Origin of the sequence: Nonlabens dokdonensis DSW-6 (assembly GCF_000332115.1) — a bacterium.
In the GTDB taxonomy this organism is placed as follows: Bacteria; Bacteroidota; Bacteroidia; order Flavobacteriales; family Flavobacteriaceae; genus Nonlabens; species Nonlabens dokdonensis.
Genome location: NC_020156.1, coordinates 2,905,235 through 2,922,167, shown reverse-complemented (window position 1 = coordinate 2,922,167; position 16,933 = coordinate 2,905,235). Strand labels below are relative to the sequence as shown.

Here is a 16,933-nt window from a genome sequence, read left to right as displayed (position 1 = left end):
TAAGATAGAATTACTTTTCTTCCTTGGTAGCTTTTTCTATTTGCTCTTGTCCAGGTACATTGATCATTTTAGTAATCTTTGAGATTTGACCTAAGTCTATATCTCCAGAGATTTTCATAACCAGTGCCTCAGGATTTTCTTTATTCATCGTTTCGTCTATGATCATAACTAGCGTACGTACTTTCTTAGAATTAGAACCGCGCTCTACGTGAAAAGAAAAGGCTTGATCATCTTCTTTAACGTGCATTAACTTTACTAGTCCATTGCTTTTAATATAAGCGTTAGCCATTGCGATCATTTTCTTTGCACTATCAGAATTTGATGTAGAATAGAATCTTGCATCTTTAAGACTATCTAGAAGACCTTTTCCAGCTTTCACGCCGTCGTCTTCAAAGTCCATGTCTATTTCGGCAAGAAGTTCAAAGGCATCTTTGGTAACTACTGTTTCTGAGGTGTTTTTAAGGTTGCCCATCTTTTCAAAGGCATCTTGAGCAAATAAGGGCGTTGCCATTACTGCAAGTACTAGGGTGAGGATTAACTTTTTCATGTTGACTTTTATTTAATTGTGATTGAGATTTATTATTATTTAAGATTAAAAACTGCTGCAGTTTTATTATCTAGGGTATTTATAGGAGCCATGTTCTGGCGTCCTTTGTTAAATTTTGAGCTTACTAATTCTAGCATATCCATGGCAGCTGCACGAGCTTCTTCAGGAGTTTCATACGTACCTAAATCTGGTTGCGTTTGCTGATTGTAGTAGTTGCCTCCTACTGTCATTAGTAATGCAAAACCAGCTGCTATGGCAAGACCTTTCCAGGTTCTTCTGTTAGCTCGGTTTTCTAAAGTTTCTTTGTGTTTCACTTTCGCGAAAGCGTCAAAACTACCTTCTTCTTCCAATTGTTCCAGCTCAAAAGTCTGAAACAAACTGCGGTAAACTTCATGCTCTGGTGTAACATTCTCAGAACTGAAATAGTCTCTGAGCACTTGCTCGTCTGACAATGTGGTGTTACCGTTCCAATATTTTTCTAATAAATCGTTCATGCGATTTCTGTTTTATACTGTTCTTCTATTTTTTCCTTTAGCAATTTTCTTGCTCTGCTCAACCCTACTCTTACGGCTGTAGCCTTCATATCTAGAATTTTCTCGATGGCTTCAAAATCATAACGCTGTATATCTCTAAGCTGGATAATCATTCTATACTTCTCTGGTAACTCATTAATCATGTTCTGTACCAGTTTTACTTTTCCTTGTCTTTCTAACTCGTCCTCAATGTTTCGCTCCTCGCTATCATAATTAGTATGAACTATTTTTAAATGACTCGCTTGTTTGCTTTTTAAACGATCCAGAGAATAGTTTTTAACCATTTGCATGGCATAGGCTTCCTTATTTCTTATTTCTTCAAGCTGAAATCTCTTTTCCCATAAACGCACCATCACTTCCTGAACCGCGTCTGCAGCCTCCTCATGCGAGGTGAGCAATCGCTTTGAAAGAAAGTACATTTTTTGCTGTACGTCTTTAAAGGTTTTGATAAATGTTTTTTGGTTCATTTTGCTGGTTATACACTTATGACGACACTGCTTTTTAATTGTTACAAGGGTATGAAAAAAAACTTTAGGTGTCTCTTGATTTAAAGTTTTGGCCTTGTAGTATGGAGAGATGAGCTATAAATAATTAAATACATTTATAAGGGATTTTTAATAAGGCTTTGGTTATTGCTTTGTATTTTTAGATTCTCAATAATTGTCCTATGAAATACGTCCTAATTTTTACCGCAGCTCTTTTGTTAATAAGCTGCGGAGACGATAAAAAAGAATCTGTAACTGGAAATTATGCAGCAAATGCAGTACAAAAAACACCATTAGAGCAAAGTGTTGCTCGTGGTAAAGAAATCTATGGCGAGCTTTGTGTGACTTGTCATATGCCCAACGGTAAAGGAGTACCAGGAGCTTTTCCTCCATTAAATCCATCGGACTGGTTGACCGAAAAACCTACAGAAAGTATTCACGCGGTGAAATATGGTCTTAAAGGAGAAATAGTAGTAAACGGGCAAACTTATAATAATGTCATGTTACCATTAGGTCTTGACGATCAAGAAGTGGCAGATGTTATGAATTACACAATTCAAGCGTGGAATAAAGGAGAAATGGTTACTGCAGAAGATGTGAAAGCTGTGGAGAAGTAGAAAACATCTCAAAAGTTTGATTACAAGGATGGAATTTTAATAACGACCAAAAAATTGAGGTTTATCTATTTCCTTTCATAAAAGTGTAAACAATAAAATAACTAATTCATCATAGTATAGTTACCTATCTTTGCATTTTTATTTTTGGTATATTCCTGCAAGACGACTTCTATGAGATTACATGTCCAAACTTCCACCAGAGCATAAATTTATTGACCTATCTGATTATGGTAGGCCTGTTGCCAAAGTTATTGCCCAATCCTTATCAACTACATCCTTTACTCCTATTCATGTTACTATAGGTTTTATCATTTCTGGATGCGCTGCTATTTATTGTATTCTAGAAGGTCATTTCTGGCTAGCAGCTTTTTTCCTGATTTTTAAATCCATTCTCGATGCTGCAGATGGTGAACTGGCTCGTATTAAAAATACACCATCATACACTGGACGCTTTTTAGATTCTGTAGCAGATATCATTTTAAATGCGCTGTTCTTTCTAGCCATCTGGTTTATTACAGATACTAGTTTATGGATTTGTGCCGCGGCTTTCTTGGGTTTACAATTGCAAGGAACTCTTTATAATTACTATTATGTAATACTGCGCAATAAATTTGATGGAGATACCACGAGTAGAGTTTTTGAAACAGATACTCCAGTTGCGCTGAAAGGCGAAAATCAAAAAAATGTAAATATCCTTTTCAAGCTGTATAGTTTACTCTACGGTACATTTGATAAAACCATTTATTATCTCGACACAAAAGCAGGAATAGGTAAAATTTTTCCGAAATGGTTAATGACCAGTATTTCGACTTTTGGTTTAGGGTTCCAGTTATTAATTATTGCAGTGATGCTCATTTTAGGATGGAAAGAATATATTTTACCATTCTTTCTTGGGTACACCTTAATGGTATTTATATTTATAGGCATTAGAAAAAAATGGTATTAAGATGATTTCTTAAGTCTTTGTTATACCTATAAATAGATTAAATACTCATCAATTGAAATCTAACCAATTCATTCTTCTTATAATTGTAGTAGCCCAATTTTGTTGTACATCCTTATGGTTTGCAGGAAATGGTGTGATCGATGATTTAATTATTGCATTCCAATTAAGTGAAGACGCTCTACCACATGTGACCGCAGCTGTACAATTTGGTTTTATTATAGGAACTTTTGTTTTTGCCCTGCTCTCCATAGTTGACCGTTTTTCTCCATCTAAAGTCTTTTTTATCAGCGCAATGTTTGCCGCCATTTTTAACCTTGCGGTTTTATATACGGGCAATAATTTTACGAGTATACTATCATTTCGATTTTTAACGGGCTTTTTTCTCGCTGGTATTTATCCTGTAGGAATGAAAATCGCTGCAGACTATTTTGACAAAGGTTTAGGTAAATCCTTAGGTTTTCTAGTCGGTGCACTAGTATTGGGAACTGCTTTCCCGCATTTATTAAAAGATATCATTTCACGAGATCAATGGGAATTAGTTATTATAGCTACTTCCATACTTGCCTTTTTAGGTGGTTTGCTCATGAACCTAGTTGTAAAAGATGGTCCTTATCGTAAAGCGAGTCAAGGCATTCAATTCAACGCATTTTTAAAAGTATTTAAGAAAAAGAATTTTCGTGCAGCGGCTTTTGGGTACTTCGGGCATATGTGGGAATTGTACACCTTCTGGGCATTTGTACCTTTTATTCTTAAAAGCTATGATCAATTGCATCCTCAAGCCAACTTTGATATTCCAAGCCTATCGTTTCTAGTTATAGCAATAGGAGGACTTGCCTGCGTTTTAGGTGGTTATATTTCGCAACATAAAGGAGTTAAGAAAACTGCTTTTATTGCACTAGCATTATCTGGTTTATGTTGCGTTGCATTACCCTTTTTAATTCAAATGAACCTTCCTATTCTATTTGTAATGTTCATGCTTTTTTGGGGCATGATGGTCATCGCAGACTCACCTTTACTTTCTACTCTAGTAGCTCAAAATGCACCTTCAGAAATTAAAGGAACAGCATTAACAATAGTCAACGGTATAGGTTTTAGTATTACCATTATAAGCATTCAAATCATTGGTATACTATTAAATGTCACTCCATCATATTACGTTTACGCTATACTGGCTATAGGACCTGTTCTTGGTTTAATTGCCTTAAGAAACAGGAAAATCTAGTAGATAAGATATTGGATTTGGTTTCCGCTTTCGCGAAAGCGAGATCAATTTAAAAACAATTCTACTACACCACTTTACTTACTAAGCTCACAAGAAAACCTACTCCTTTATCGATATTTGCAATTGCATTTGCTTTATCGTTGTTAGACCGAGTGGCATCGTTGATTTCTTTGATGACTTTTACTGCGTTTTCATTGCTTATTTCGCTTGCAGTAATAAACTTATCGATCTCAGTCATGTTCATGCTGGTCAATTTTGCGATTTCTTCGTGAAATTGTTGATCTGTTTGCTGTCCTGCCTGTTGTGCTATTGCGTCCCAATCTATGCTCATGATATTAATTTTTTAACCTGTTAGTGAGTTGAAGAAGTTGATCAATGGTATTGCCCGATTGCGATAATAATTTTTCTAGTCTGGCGTCTATGTTAGTCACTGTACCTGGCGATACTCCTGTAAGACTTTCCAAAGCGGTAAGGGCGTTGCTCTCAGATTCTTTTAATTTAACCGCACTATCAATCAAGCCTTGTAAAGCAGCGGTAGAATTAGTATAGGTAGAAAAATTTGCGTTGAGCTGCTTGACTAGGCCTTGCTTTTCTACATTTAAAACGCTCTGCATGGAGTCTCTTTTCTTATTGATTACCGGAATGATACTTTGTAAAATGTTAGGTAACTCTTCTTTATAGTCTACAGAATCAGGTAGAAGCTTTTCATAATTGGAAAGCAAAGCTGGCGTGTAACGGTAGGTAATAAAATCATTGATGCGCTGGCTACGCTCTGCATATAACTGATCGATAAGCGCTAGGTTCAATTCGTGCATTCCGTTTGCTTCTTTAATCACTTCTTTGCTTAATGTTGACGTGGAAGCTGGAATGGATGCACAGGAAACTAGTAGCACGAGCACTATACTTAAAACGCTAATTTTTTGGTATACATTTCTCATAATATGTTATTTAGAAGTTGTAAAAAGTGCTTTTAATTTATCTATAATTCCTTGAAGAACAGAAAAAATAGCATCTGTTGAAAAGCCTCCTATTAAGGCTAATACACTTTTATTAAAAAGATTAATATTATTTGGGTCTTTGACGTAAAAACCTAAAATTTCTGATATCACTAATCCAGATATGAGACCTAGAACAACTAAGGCAACATAATAAATAGAATCTTCTGGTATTAAAGTGCTGTTTTTAACTGCTGTTGTTACATTTTTCAAGAGATAAAAGATGACTCCTATTCCAGAAATAGATACCAGATAACCTAGGTTAAATAATAAATCAATACCGTGATTATTCATGACTCCAAGATCAAGAGAAGCATCATTTACTAACGGCGATTGTCCTGTTAGGATAAAAGTGATTAAGAAAATAATCGCCATTATAATCAAATTACGTACTAAAGGTAATTTAGTAAGTAGCGATTTATCTTTATTTTTCTCTCGCAATTGAAAAGTATAAGCAATAGATTTTGGCGTGGCTGGAGCTACATTCGCACACAGTAAATTGTGTGCGTGAATCAAATCGTCTACACTATCATTTTGGATTAATGGTATGACATCGGTATTGACGGTTTTTCCGTTATAAACTGCAAAAGCCATCATTTGATTCACCTCGTGAGTAAGCGATTCTTTTAATTGTGGAGAAACACTTTTAAAGGCATTTTCTGCATTTACAGTCTCCAAAGATTTAGATGATTCACTCGTCTTAGGAGGCGTTTTTGGTTGAGCGTCTTTTTCCTTAGGTACCGCGCTTGCTGGAGTTGAGGTAGTTTCCATAAATTGATTGGTTAGTATCAAATGACGAATAAATTAATCAGTCATCACTTTAATCAAATTTATGATTTAAATAATTAGTATACATGAGTATTAATACCCAAATACAAGAAGTCATAAAGTCCTCGAGTTATTTAGACCTCAACCTTTCTCAACTTTGTCTAACAAAAGTGTTATTTTTAAATAATAAAATTTGACCATGACATCCAACGCAACTACCGTAGAAAAATACCTAAAGAGCATTCCTGAAGACCGTAAACAGCCTATGGAAGACTTAAGAAAAGTGATTCTGCAAAATTTACCTGATGGTTTTGAAGAAGGAATGTTATATGGAATGATAGGTTTTTACGTTCCTAAAAAAAATTACAAGCCTGGTTACCACGTTGGGAAAGAATGGACGCCGTTGCCATTTATAAATATCGCATCGCAAAAGAATTTTATCGCATTGTACCATTCAGGTATTTATGCCGATCCAAAAATGCTAGAATGGTTTCAGCAAGAATTTCCTAAACATTCTAAATACAAACTAGACATGGGAAAAAGCTGTGTGCGATTTAAAAAAGTAGATGCGATTCCATTAGAATTAATCGGTGAATTGTGCGGTAAAATGACAGCTCAAGAATGGATTGAGATTTATGAGGCGAATATAAAGAAGTAATCCATGAAATATTTAGTACTATTTTTACTATTGTACATTTTCTCAGGCTTAAGTCACGTAGAACCTAAAAATATAGTTTCAGTGGACTGTATTATCTCCGATGGAATGTACACTACGATCTATGATGAAGAATTTAAAAACGAGCCGTTTTTTATGTTCCAAATTGATAATGATTCACTTTTCAATAAGTACGGTTTTTATCATAGTTCAAAAATTGAACGTTTACCAAATAATTCCTTTATAGTTACCAACACAGATGTTAAAACTGATTCTCTATCTCCCTTAAAAAATTATAGAACAGATTATTTCAAGTATAAGTATTATGAAATAGTCAAATGTAATGAAGATACTTTATGGTTTAAAAATGGGGAGAATCGTAATAAAATTAACCTGACTGGATTTTTTGTGAAAATGAAATAAAGAAATTAAATATGAAAATGCTAATCACTCTACTGTTGTTACTAATTTTAACTTCTTGCATTGAAATCAATCAAAACCTTGAAAGAGATAAGGAATCAAAAAAAGAATATAAACTGATAGTTCGGGATGGTGCTGGTGAAACTACGGAACAAATAATTACAAAGGAGGAAGCCGACGAGCTATACGGAAAACCAAATTCTAATCTTAAAGAATTAAAGTTGCCTATTGGCACCTGGATTCATGAGAAAGATGCTTCTGCAGGGTTACAAATCACCTTGTATAGGATTTCTATGTTCACAAAAAATACAGAAGGATCATATGACCATGATTGGTATTCTTATAAAATAATGGATCAACATAAAAAGGCGGATACAGATGTGAATCCTGGAAAATTCTTGAATTTGACTCGTTCTATTGATGAAGACACGCTTTCCTATGAAATTCTTAATGATGGAGAGAATGGTACGATTAGTTTACTACATCTTGATTCTGGAAGGATACATGTTTATAATAAAGAGTAGTTAATATCCCGATCTGATTTAGACAATGCCAACAAGAATAGTTGGCATGTCAAATCTCAATAGCTTGATTTCTTCCTGATGCTTGGTCGAGCGAGAGTCGAGACCTATTTGAAATATCTCGATACATAATCGTTTTCTACGAAACTTGTGCTGAAATCTATTAAGCAGTTCAACTATGATCAGTACCGATTTTTACACTCAACATGTAAAGTTTTTCTCTTGGCATGTTTGGTTGAGGATCGGGAATTTGAATAAATATCTAGAATAGCTTCCAGCAGATTCCGCATCAAGTGCGGAATGACAAAATATTAACTATTCTCAATCGCCGCCTCAGCCCAAGACACTAACAATTCAAATTGCTCTTCTCTTGTCATATTTGAAGTGTCCAGTAATTTTGCTTCTGGTAATTGAATCAAAGGACTGTCTTCTCGATTGGAATCTATATGATCTCTTTCTATAACGTTTTTAAGCACCTCATCAAGAGTGACATCATCGCCACGTTCTACGAGTTCTACATAACGTCTTTCTGCACGTACTTCTGGAGCTGCGGTCATGAAAACTTTTAATTCTGCATCTGGAAAAACAACGCTCCCTATATCACGACCATCCATAACGATGCCTTTTTCTGTTCCCATGGCTTGTTGTTGCTCGACAAGTTTGGCACGTACTTCAGAAATTTCAGCAACCTTACTAACAATGCTACTTACTTCCAGCGTGCGTATTTCCTTTTCTATGTTCTTACCGTTGAGGTAAACATCTGCTCGGTCTGTTTCTTTGTTGTAAACAAAACTGATCTTAATTTCTGGCAAACGTTCTACCAGCTTTTCACGATCTAATTGGCCTGATTCTATTAGATTTTCGCTTAAAGCGAAAAAAGAAACAGCACGATACATCGCTCCAGTATCTACATATACATAATGTAATTTTACCGCAAGTTGCTTAGCAGCGGTACTTTTACCGGTGCTGGAATGACCGTCTATTGCAATAGTAATTTTTTTACTCATTTACTGTAAATTTATATTTACGCCAAAAAGACTTGTGTGCGATGCTAGCGTATATCGAGCATGCGTATAACTAAATCTTAATTTATTCATCTTAAGAGAGAATCCTGCGCTTACTCCAGAAAAAGCTCTGGTATTATCGATGCGCAATTCCTCAGCTCTTCTAAAACTATAACCCAATCGCACTTCAAAAACTTGCTCTGGGAAAATTTCCAGTCCAAAAACCGTGTGTCTCAAAGCATTATTAAAAAAGCTAGGCTTGTCCTCGATCACATTTCCGTCCAGATCAGTTTGCGCATTAGCTTCATTTGTAAAAGCCAGATCCCATTGCTGCAGGTTTTCTAAAGTCACATGAAGTCTTAAAGGTAAGTTTTTCATAGTATTAGAAAATCCTGCCGAAATTTCTAAAGGCAAATCTTCATAAATCTCATTATAAGGCGTGAATTGAGTTCCTAAATTACGCACCACCAATGCTGCTCGTATTGCTTTATCTTCATTGTAATACAAAACTCCTAAATCTACCGCACCACCAAAAGAAGTATAAATATCCAGCTTAGAAGATATCAATTTCAAGTTTGCTCCTACATAAAAATCTGACCATGGTATATTGTAGGCATAACCCATAGAAACGGCAACCTCATTACCACCAAATTCTCCTGTAGAATTTCCTTGCTCATCAAACCCATCAAAAGTTCCATAATTGAGGTAGGTCACACCAGCGTGAAAAGTTTGCACATGTCTATCCCAAGTGTAAGCATAACTTGCTGTACCATAATTTACGTCGCCTAAATAATTGACATAATTTACTTGCAACTGATTGTCCATTTTAGGATTGATCGTTGCAGGATTAAAAATCCCTGAAGTAGGATCATAATCTACGCCTGTAAGAACTCTACCGCCCAAAGCCGCTTGCTTTGTACCGGAAACCAGATTAAGAAATTGGTAGGTAGATCGTCCTCCTATTTGCGCTTTCGCGAAAGCGGAACATAAAAAAATAAGAAGAAACAAATGACGCATTCAATGGTTTTATAAACGGCTAATGGGATAACGATTGCAAGTTTAATTTATTTTTAGCTTGTTGTAGAGTTTTTAAGAATTAATCTACAGTTTCTATGCGTACTAATCCATCTTCATCAATAGAAAGTAATTTTACATGTTGTAATACATTAACCAACTGCGGATTCCAATAGGTTTTTACTTTTACATAATTCTCTGTAAAACCTTGAATAAATCCTTCTTTATTTTCGGCTTCCCAAAGTACCGTTTTAGTTTTACCTAGCTGGCTTTCATAAAATGCACGGCGTTTTTTTACTGATAAACCACGTAACATTTTAGAACGTTTCTTGCGTACTTTTAAAGGAACAGCTCCTTCCATAGTAGCCGCTGGCGTATTCTCACGCTCAGAATAAGTAAAAACATGTAGGTAAGAGATATTTAGATAACTCAAATAATTATAGGTGTCCAGAAAATGATCGTCAGTCTCACCTGGGAAACCTACAATCACATCCACACCTATGCAGCAATCTGGCATCACTTCTTTGATCTTACTCACACGATCGCTATACAATTCTCGATTGTAACGACGTTTCATTTTACCGAGCAACTCGTTATTACCTACCTGTAACGGAATATGAAAATGTGGCACAAAAGCATTTGCTCCTGCGACAAATTCTATAGTTTCATTCTTCAATAAATTGGGCTCGATAGAAGAAATACGCAAACGTTCAATACCTTTTACGGTATCCAGCGCATGTACTAAATCTAGAAAAGTATGCTCATGTCTTTTGTTACCAAACTCGCCCTTTCCATAATCACCTATATTCACTCCTGTAAGAACGATTTCTTTGATGCCTTGCTCACTTATCTTACGAGCATTATCCATCACGTTTTCTAAAGTATCACTACGAGAAATCCCACGTGCTAGCGGTATGGTGCAATAGGTACATTTGTAATCACAACCGTCTTGAACTTTAAGAAAAGCTCTGGTACGATCTCCTATGGAATATGATCCTACATAAAAATCGGCCTCATTGATCTCGCAAGAATGTACCTGCGTAGGTTCTTCTTTGGACAGCTGATTAAGATAATCGGTGATTTTAAACTTTTCTGTAGCTCCTAAAACCAGATCTACTCCATCAACAGCGGCCAGTTCTTCTGGCTTCAACTGCGCATAACAACCTACTGCAATTACAAAAGCATCATCATTTGATTTCTGCGCTTTCTTAACTATAGATTTAAAACGTTTATCTGCATTTTCAGTAACGCTGCAGGTATTGATGACATAAATATCTGCCTTTTCTTCAAAGTCTACCTTATCAAAACCTTCTTGCTTAAAAGAACGCGCGATGGTACTGGTTTCACTGAAATTAAGTTTACAACCTAAAGTATAAAATGCGACGGATTTTGTAGCTGTCTCTACAAGCATGTTTCTTACTGATTTTTAAGGCTGCAAAGATAGGTATTAGTTTACAGTCGCAGCGGCAGTTTACAGTGAATAAGGATTATGTTTATACCGCTTTCGCGAAAGCGAGATGAATAATAAATTATAGTAAAGAAGTTTGAGTTGAAAGAAATTCACAACTTTTGAAAATTTGTTCTACTTTAGAGGACAGATCAATAGAGTCTAAACTAGATTCATTATTTTTAATGAAGATAAATTTTAAAGTAACCGATTATAAATAATTAAATGCTCAAAAAAATCTTTCTTGTAATCGGTCTATTCGTTACAAATTTAATTTATTCACAAGAATTTCTAGACACTACTAATATCATAGCTTATTATCCTTTTGATGGTAATACCATGGATTATAGTGGAAATAATAATCATGCGTACAATGTAGGATCCATAGAATTTGCAAATGACCGGCTAGGACAAGCGAGCAAATCGATAGAATTAAAAGAAGGTTTTACTCATCTCAATGTTCCTAATTCCAGATCATTAGCAAGTATTAATAAAGAATTCACCCTTGCATCATGGGTTTATATGAATGAAGAAGACGGCTGGAATAGTATCATATCAAAGTCTTCTTCTATTAAAGTAACACCGTTTTACGGATTAAATTTAAGTCTTAAAAATGATGGAATTATTGATTTTACTATTTATGGGAAAAGTCAAAGAGTAAAAAATATAGGAATCAAAAAGCAAAAATGGTTTCATATTGCCGTAGTTGTTAAAGGAGACTTGACAACGTACTATATAAACGGATCATTAATAGGAAATGAAAAAACAAAATCAAAGCGATTTGATAAAAACGAACCGCTGGAAATAGGAAGAGGAAGAAAAGGTTCTATAAATTACTTAAACGGTCGTCTGGACGATATGCTTATTTTTTCTCGCGCATTAGATCAAAATGAGATTGAATTCTTAAATACAAGTAATGATCAAATCATACCAAGTACCAATTCTTTTATGGCTAAGGATGAAAATGTTCTCATAGTAAATGCAGATCCATTTAAAGTAGCAACTGTAATCTCTAAGAACATTTCTTATGCTAACAAAACTAAGAGTGAAAATAAAGATGCCCAAACAGCTTTAGGACAGCGTGACGATAATGGAGAAATAAGTACGAAAATCCGTTCGTATTCACTAGGTTGTCAAGGAGAAGTTATTCTAGAATTTACAGATTTTCCTTTAACAGAAACTCCAGGTCCAGACTTAATCGTTTTTGAAGTAGGTCCAGTGCCCGAACCCACAAATCTATCAATTAGTAAGGATGGTATTAATTGGATAGAATACGGAGACATCAAAGGCGGTGTTGCTATGATAGATTTGATCGATTGTATAAAAGAAGGCGAAAAGTTCTATTTTATAAAACTTATAGATCTAGGAACACAATGTGAAAGTTCGCGTGCTGGAGCAGATATAGACGCAGTGGCAATCGTTGTTCCTAGAATATTTGAGCATACTAAATTACGTGACTCTAGTGAGGCAACTGCCCAAGAGGATTTAAAGTTAAAAGAAGAAGAAATCGTTGTCCTAGGCAAAAAAGAAATAAAAGTCTTCACTAAAACTGTAAAAATTAAAGTCTGGGATCATTTGCAAGAAGATGGAGACATCATAAATCTTTACCTAAATGACCAGCTATTATTTTCTCATGTAAAAGTTTCAAAAAAAGGGAAGTTTTTTGATATGGTGCTGCAACCAGGTGAAAATATTATTCAAGTAAAAGCATTGAATGAAGGAAGAAATCCTCCTAACACTAGCGCTATAAAAGTAATTGTTAATAAAGAAGAACATCAAATCATTCTTTCGGCAAGGAAAGGTCAAAGAGATTCACTTAAAATTATGGTAGAATAAAAAATAGTTTATTCTTATCCCAGCAAATTAAGTTTATTAATCTTTATTGTAAATAGAATTTGAAAACTTGAATTGTCGTGATTGCATTTATGATAGTATGTGCAGAGTATTTTTGGAATGATTTTTAAAACTAGAAAACAAATAAATGAGACAACTAATATTTTCATCGCTTTTTGTACCCATATTTTGTTTGAGCCAAAATATAAGTGGCAGGTGGATGGGCGAAAGTGTTCGTATGTCCGAAAATACTGGTAACTGTAAAGTTGTAATGGATATTTCACAGGACAGAAACAAAATAACCGGAAGGAAAGTTTGTTTTTTAAAAGGAACAAAAAACTATTTTACCTATAGTTTTTACGGTACCATTAAAAAAGGCAAGATCAAAATAATTGGGGATAAAATAGTAAAATCTTACTATCCTGATGAGACTAAAAGTCCTTTCATATGTCTACGTAATTTAAAAGGCAGATTAAAAGTCGATGCTGCAAACAGATTAATGACACTTGAAACTTCATTCTATGGTATGAGTAATAAGTATGATATAGAAAACAAAGAATATGCAGAGAATCATTGTTCACCTACCATAGGACAAGTTATATTTACTAAAAGAATTGATGGAATTCAATTTATAAAAAAGGATACAACTAATGTTATAAATAAAAAAGAGCAAATTGTTTCATTAGGCAAAAAGGAAATAAAAGTCTTCACTAAATCGGTAAAAATTAAAGTCTGGGATCATTTACAAGAAGATGGAGATATTGTTAATATATATCTCAATAACCAACTGTTATTTTCTCATGTAAAAGTTTCAAAAAAAGGGGAAGTCTTTAATATGAAACTACAATCAGGAGAAAATATTATTCAAGTAAAAGCATTGAACGAAGGAAGAAATTCTCCTAATACTAGCGCTATAAAAGTAATCGTAAATAATGAGGAGCATCAAATCATTCTTTCAGCAAGAAAAGGTCAAAGAGATTCTCTTAAAATTATGGTGGAGTAATAAAGTTGTAGAGCGCAGCAGCAACTTGATACTTTTAAGTACTTTATGATTATTCCGCTTTCGCGAAAGCGGGATTTAAACATGAAAATGAACTTGAACTTGAACTTGAACTTGAACTTGAACTTAAAATATCAATAATAGCGGCGATCATATGTATTGTATAAGCAACTCATTGAAAATAAGGTTCTGTTTGACTTTATAACCATAAAAAGGCTATCAATCGACTATACATAAATTTTAAGCTTAAAAACACTTGTGGCTAACTAATAAAAATCTGAGCAAAGCAAAGATTTATACTACAGACTGAAAATTGAGACTGAAAACTGATTGAGACTAAAAACTACTCCTCGGTATCGTAGAAAAACTGCTCTCGCCAGATTTTCCCTTCTTTAACTTGGTACACTGCGATCTCATTCATTTGGGAACGTTGACCGCTAGGTTTATGAGTGGTATCCATCCAAAATGTCACTGCAAAATGATTATCGGCTACTACAGGATCAGAAACTTTTGTCCCATGTACTTCAAAATTTTCTTGCCACCACTGCCCTTTCTTTTGGATTCCTTCAAAACCTTGAACTTCTTTCATAGGCTCCGTCATTTCTACACTAGTAATTTCTGGACTGTATAATTCTTGATAGGCTTTTTCTTCTTGATTGTTACGGCAATAAGAAACTAATTGGTCTGCTACTTCTTTGGTTGTCATGATGGTGTGGTTTAAAATTAGTTTTTAAAGATAGGAAAAAACATCGCGCCAAACCCTTTGCGTTCATCGCTGTCGCTACTTTACTTTTTTCCCTTCGGCTGAAGGGAAAGGTTGGATAGAGATTTTTATAAGCTATAGAGAAAATTATTTTTCTTCACTTATTTAAGGAATAATGAAATATTAAAGTGTTGGGATCAACTCAAAGACTCCGTAACTCACAGACTAAAAAACTACTTTTTACTGTTATAAATCAACATAACTCACGACCTTTGTATTATGGAAAATACTGTTTCTAAAACCACGCTAGGATTGAATTTACCTACTGATCCTCGATGGGTAGATCTTGCTGCTATGAGTATGCAAGACATACTAACTGATCATGCTTTTTGTGAACAAAAAGCGGCAAGTACAATTATTTCTATCATCCAGATGCACTCTGATAAACCAGAAATTGTGGAGGCTCTTTCTCCTGTAGTAACAGAAGAATGGGGACATTTTAGAATGGTACTGGCAGAATTGAAAAAACGCGGATTAACCTTAGGAATCCAGCGTCCAGATCAATACATCAAAGAATTGATGAAAGGAAAACCTAAAGGAACTGGTCGCGATCAGATGTTTCTAGACCAATTATTGATTTGTGCATTGATAGAAGCACGTAGCTGTGAGCGTTTTAAGATTTTGTCCCAAAAACTGGAAGAACAAGAATTAAAAGATTTTTACCACCAGTTTATGGTGGCTGAAGCTGCGCATTACAAACTCTTTTTGAAATTGGCTAAAAACTTCTTTGACGAAGAAAAAGTTATGACCAGATGGCAATACTGGCTGGATCACGAAGCTGGCTTTTTACCAAATCTGGAAGTGCGCGGTGATAGGATGCACTAGCGAACTTGAACACGAATTTGAATTCGAACTCGAACTCGAACTCGAACTTAAAAAATTGAAAAAAGCGGAATTTACGTGTACTGAGCTTGTCGAAGTATTCTGCTAAATAAAAAGAGCGCCAAAGGCGACTGGTGTTTCCCAAAGGGCAGAATTAATTCTACTCTTTGGGAAGAAAGGCTAAAAAACAGATTAAACTAAATGAATCAAAATATAAAAAACTTCTTTTCAGAATCGCGTTACCGATGGTGGCTAATGGCTAGTGTGATTATAATTTATTTGATTATCGTTGCTGGCGCGGTGGTACGTATGACAGGAAGTGGTATGGGATGTCCAGACTGGCCTAAGTGTTTTGGATATTTGATTCCGCCTACGGAGCAATCCCAAATTGAGTTTTCTCCAGAAACTCCTTATAAAGAAGGAATGGTGATTATAGTCGATGAAGAATTGCGCGTAGCAAAAGAAGACTTCTTTACAGGAAAAACTTTTAATGAAGAAAATTGGGAACCATACACTAAACACGATTACTCGGTTTTTAATGTATACCATACTTGGACGGAATATATCAATAGGCTGATCGGTGCTTTAGGTGGTCTAGTTGTTTTTATCATGTTTATATTCTCCCTGAGATATATCAAGAAAAGACCTAAGCTTACCATTCTTAGTTTTGTTTCGGTTATTTCTATGGGAGTTCAAGCCGTGATCGGTAAAATAGTAGTGGATACTAACCTATCGCCAGCGCTGATCACTTTTCACATGATTGCTGCATTATTGATCGTAGGATTATTGATTTATTTGCTTCATGAAGTGAAACCTATCGATTACCGCTATAAGAGCAACAAAACTATGGTAAACGCTGCCGCTGGATTGATCGTGTTGACATTAATTCAAGTGGTTATGGGAACGCAGGTAAGGCAGTATATTGATGAGCAGGTAGATTTATTTGGTTATCCACTGAGCTCAGCATGGTTAGAAAATGGGCCGTTAGTTTTCTTGATTCATAGAAGTTATTCTATTTTATTAGTGGTTTTGCATGGTTGGTTTATTTATAAAGCTGTTCATACATTTCATCATCCTAAAAGATCCTACACGATTCTCGCTGTATTATTTGTGATCACGATTCTAAGTGGAGTTTTTATGAATTACTTAGATTTTCCTTTTGGATCGCAAGCCGTGCATTTGGTCATAGCTTCATTGATTCTAGGAATGCAATTTTATTTGTGGATGCGACTTAGGGTGGCGTTGAAGTGATTTCTTTAATATTGATTAAATAGTTTTATTTTTATTGAAATATCGATCCCTCCTAAAATAAGTATTAAATATTTGAATAAAGACATTTCA

Annotated in this window: 20 protein-coding genes; 10 read left to right on the top strand and 10 right to left on the bottom strand. The window is 34.9% G+C overall.

All coding sequences use genetic code 11. The annotated features are described in order from the left end of the window. Nucleotides 1–10 precede the first annotated feature (10 nt). Genes DDD_RS12760 through DDD_RS12750 form a run of 3 tightly spaced genes read right to left on the bottom strand, consistent with a single transcriptional unit; the run spans nt 11 to nt 1,547 of the window. The gene (locus DDD_RS12760) at nt 11–547 is read right to left on the bottom strand and encodes a DUF4252 domain-containing protein (protein WP_015363314.1); all 537 of its coding nucleotides are present in this window, start codon (nt 545–547) and stop codon (nt 11–13) included. 35 nt (nt 548–582) lie between these two features. Further along, nucleotides 583–1,041: a DUF4102 domain-containing protein gene (locus tag DDD_RS12755; protein ID WP_015363313.1), complete on the bottom strand. Its 459-nt coding sequence runs from the start codon at nt 1,039–1,041 to the stop codon at nt 583–585. Then, a complete protein-coding gene (locus DDD_RS12750) occupies nt 1,038–1,547 on the bottom strand; it encodes an RNA polymerase sigma factor (protein ID WP_015363312.1) in 510 nt (169 codons plus the stop codon). Before DDD_RS12750 ends, DDD_RS12755 begins: the two co-directional genes overlap by 4 nt. 200 nt (nt 1,548–1,747) lie before the next feature. Between DDD_RS12750 and DDD_RS12745 the strand changes: the two genes are divergently transcribed. The 3 genes from DDD_RS12745 (at nt 1,748) to DDD_RS12735 (ending at nt 4,350) form a co-directional block, all read left to right on the top strand. Further along, nucleotides 1,748–2,182 carry a c-type cytochrome gene (locus tag DDD_RS12745; RefSeq protein ID WP_015363311.1) on the top strand — a complete coding sequence of 145 codons (435 nt, stop codon included), beginning with the start codon at nt 1,748–1,750 and terminating at the stop codon, nt 2,180–2,182. Between the two features lie 181 nt (nt 2,183–2,363). Next, the gene (locus DDD_RS12740; protein WP_015363310.1) at nt 2,364–3,128 is read left to right on the top strand and encodes a CDP-alcohol phosphatidyltransferase family protein; all 765 of its coding nucleotides are present in this window, start codon (nt 2,364–2,366) and stop codon (nt 3,126–3,128) included. A 52-nt stretch (nt 3,129–3,180) separates the two neighbouring features. Continuing rightward, entirely contained in the window at nt 3,181–4,350 is a 1,170-nt protein-coding gene (locus DDD_RS12735; protein ID WP_015363309.1) for an MFS transporter, read from the top strand. 64 nt (nt 4,351–4,414) lie between these two features. Here DDD_RS12735 and DDD_RS12730 read toward each other — a convergent pair whose 3' ends face one another. From DDD_RS12730 to DDD_RS12720, 3 genes are read right to left on the bottom strand one after another with little or no spacing between them, the layout of a single operon-like run. Then, a complete protein-coding gene (locus tag DDD_RS12730) occupies nt 4,415–4,681 on the bottom strand; it encodes a hypothetical protein (protein WP_015363308.1) in 267 nt (88 codons plus the stop codon). 4 nt (nt 4,682–4,685) lie between these two features. After that, the gene (locus DDD_RS12725; RefSeq protein WP_041567153.1) at nt 4,686–5,288 is read right to left on the bottom strand and encodes a hypothetical protein; all 603 of its coding nucleotides are present in this window, start codon (nt 5,286–5,288) and stop codon (nt 4,686–4,688) included. A 6-nt stretch (nt 5,289–5,294) separates the two neighbouring features. Then, the gene (locus DDD_RS12720) at nt 5,295–6,116 is read right to left on the bottom strand and encodes a hypothetical protein (RefSeq protein ID WP_015363306.1); all 822 of its coding nucleotides are present in this window, start codon (nt 6,114–6,116) and stop codon (nt 5,295–5,297) included. Nucleotides 6,117–6,312: 196 nt separating this feature from the next. On the opposite strand from DDD_RS12720, the gene DDD_RS12715 reads away from it, so the two are divergent. The 3 genes from DDD_RS12715 to DDD_RS12705 are packed head-to-tail and all read left to right on the top strand — an operon-like array spanning nt 6,313 to nt 7,712. Then, the gene (locus DDD_RS12715; protein ID WP_015363305.1) at nt 6,313–6,771 is read left to right on the top strand and encodes a DUF1801 domain-containing protein; all 459 of its coding nucleotides are present in this window, start codon (nt 6,313–6,315) and stop codon (nt 6,769–6,771) included. Between the two features lie 3 nt (nt 6,772–6,774). Further along, complete coding sequence (locus DDD_RS12710) at nt 6,775–7,191, top strand: hypothetical protein (protein ID WP_015363304.1); 417 nt, start codon at nt 6,775–6,777, stop codon at nt 7,189–7,191. Between the two features lie 11 nt (nt 7,192–7,202). Next, nucleotides 7,203–7,712 carry a hypothetical protein gene (locus DDD_RS12705; RefSeq protein ID WP_015363303.1) on the top strand — a complete coding sequence of 170 codons (510 nt, stop codon included), beginning with the start codon at nt 7,203–7,205 and terminating at the stop codon, nt 7,710–7,712. 308 nt (nt 7,713–8,020) lie between these two features. On the opposite strand, the gene cmk is transcribed toward DDD_RS12705, so the two are convergent. The 3 genes from cmk to mtaB form a co-directional block, all read right to left on the bottom strand. Continuing rightward, a complete protein-coding gene (gene cmk / locus DDD_RS12700) occupies nt 8,021–8,716 on the bottom strand; it encodes a (d)CMP kinase (protein ID WP_015363302.1) in 696 nt (231 codons plus the stop codon). Continuing rightward, on the bottom strand, nt 8,717–9,730 hold the full coding sequence (gene porQ, locus DDD_RS12695; RefSeq protein ID WP_015363301.1) for a type IX secretion system protein PorQ: 1,014 nt from the start codon (nt 9,728–9,730) through the stop codon (nt 8,717–8,719). A gap of 79 nt (nt 9,731–9,809) precedes the next feature. Continuing rightward, complete coding sequence (mtaB, locus tag DDD_RS12690; RefSeq protein WP_015363300.1) at nt 9,810–11,138, bottom strand: tRNA (N(6)-L-threonylcarbamoyladenosine(37)-C(2))-methylthiotransferase MtaB; 1,329 nt, start codon at nt 11,136–11,138, stop codon at nt 9,810–9,812. A gap of 261 nt (nt 11,139–11,399) precedes the next feature. On the opposite strand from mtaB, the gene DDD_RS17325 reads away from it, so the two are divergent. Then, entirely contained in the window at nt 11,400–13,010 is a 1,611-nt protein-coding gene (locus DDD_RS17325) for a LamG domain-containing protein (RefSeq protein WP_015363299.1), read from the top strand. Nucleotides 13,011–13,155: 145 nt separating this feature from the next. After that, entirely contained in the window at nt 13,156–14,010 is an 855-nt protein-coding gene (locus DDD_RS12680; RefSeq protein WP_041567152.1) for a hypothetical protein, read from the top strand. Between the two features lie 340 nt (nt 14,011–14,350). On the opposite strand, the gene DDD_RS12675 is transcribed toward DDD_RS12680, so the two are convergent. Further along, complete coding sequence (locus DDD_RS12675; protein ID WP_015363296.1) at nt 14,351–14,713, bottom strand: nuclear transport factor 2 family protein; 363 nt, start codon at nt 14,711–14,713, stop codon at nt 14,351–14,353. Nucleotides 14,714–14,989: 276 nt separating this feature from the next. Between DDD_RS12675 and miaE the strand changes: the two genes are divergently transcribed. After that, nucleotides 14,990–15,595 carry a tRNA-(ms[2]io[6]A)-hydroxylase gene (gene miaE, locus DDD_RS12670; RefSeq protein ID WP_015363295.1) on the top strand — a complete coding sequence of 202 codons (606 nt, stop codon included), beginning with the start codon at nt 14,990–14,992 and terminating at the stop codon, nt 15,593–15,595. A gap of 198 nt (nt 15,596–15,793) precedes the next feature. Then, on the top strand, nt 15,794–16,843 hold the full coding sequence (locus DDD_RS12665) for a COX15/CtaA family protein (protein ID WP_015363294.1): 1,050 nt from the start codon (nt 15,794–15,796) through the stop codon (nt 16,841–16,843). Nucleotides 16,844–16,933 lie beyond the last annotated feature (90 nt).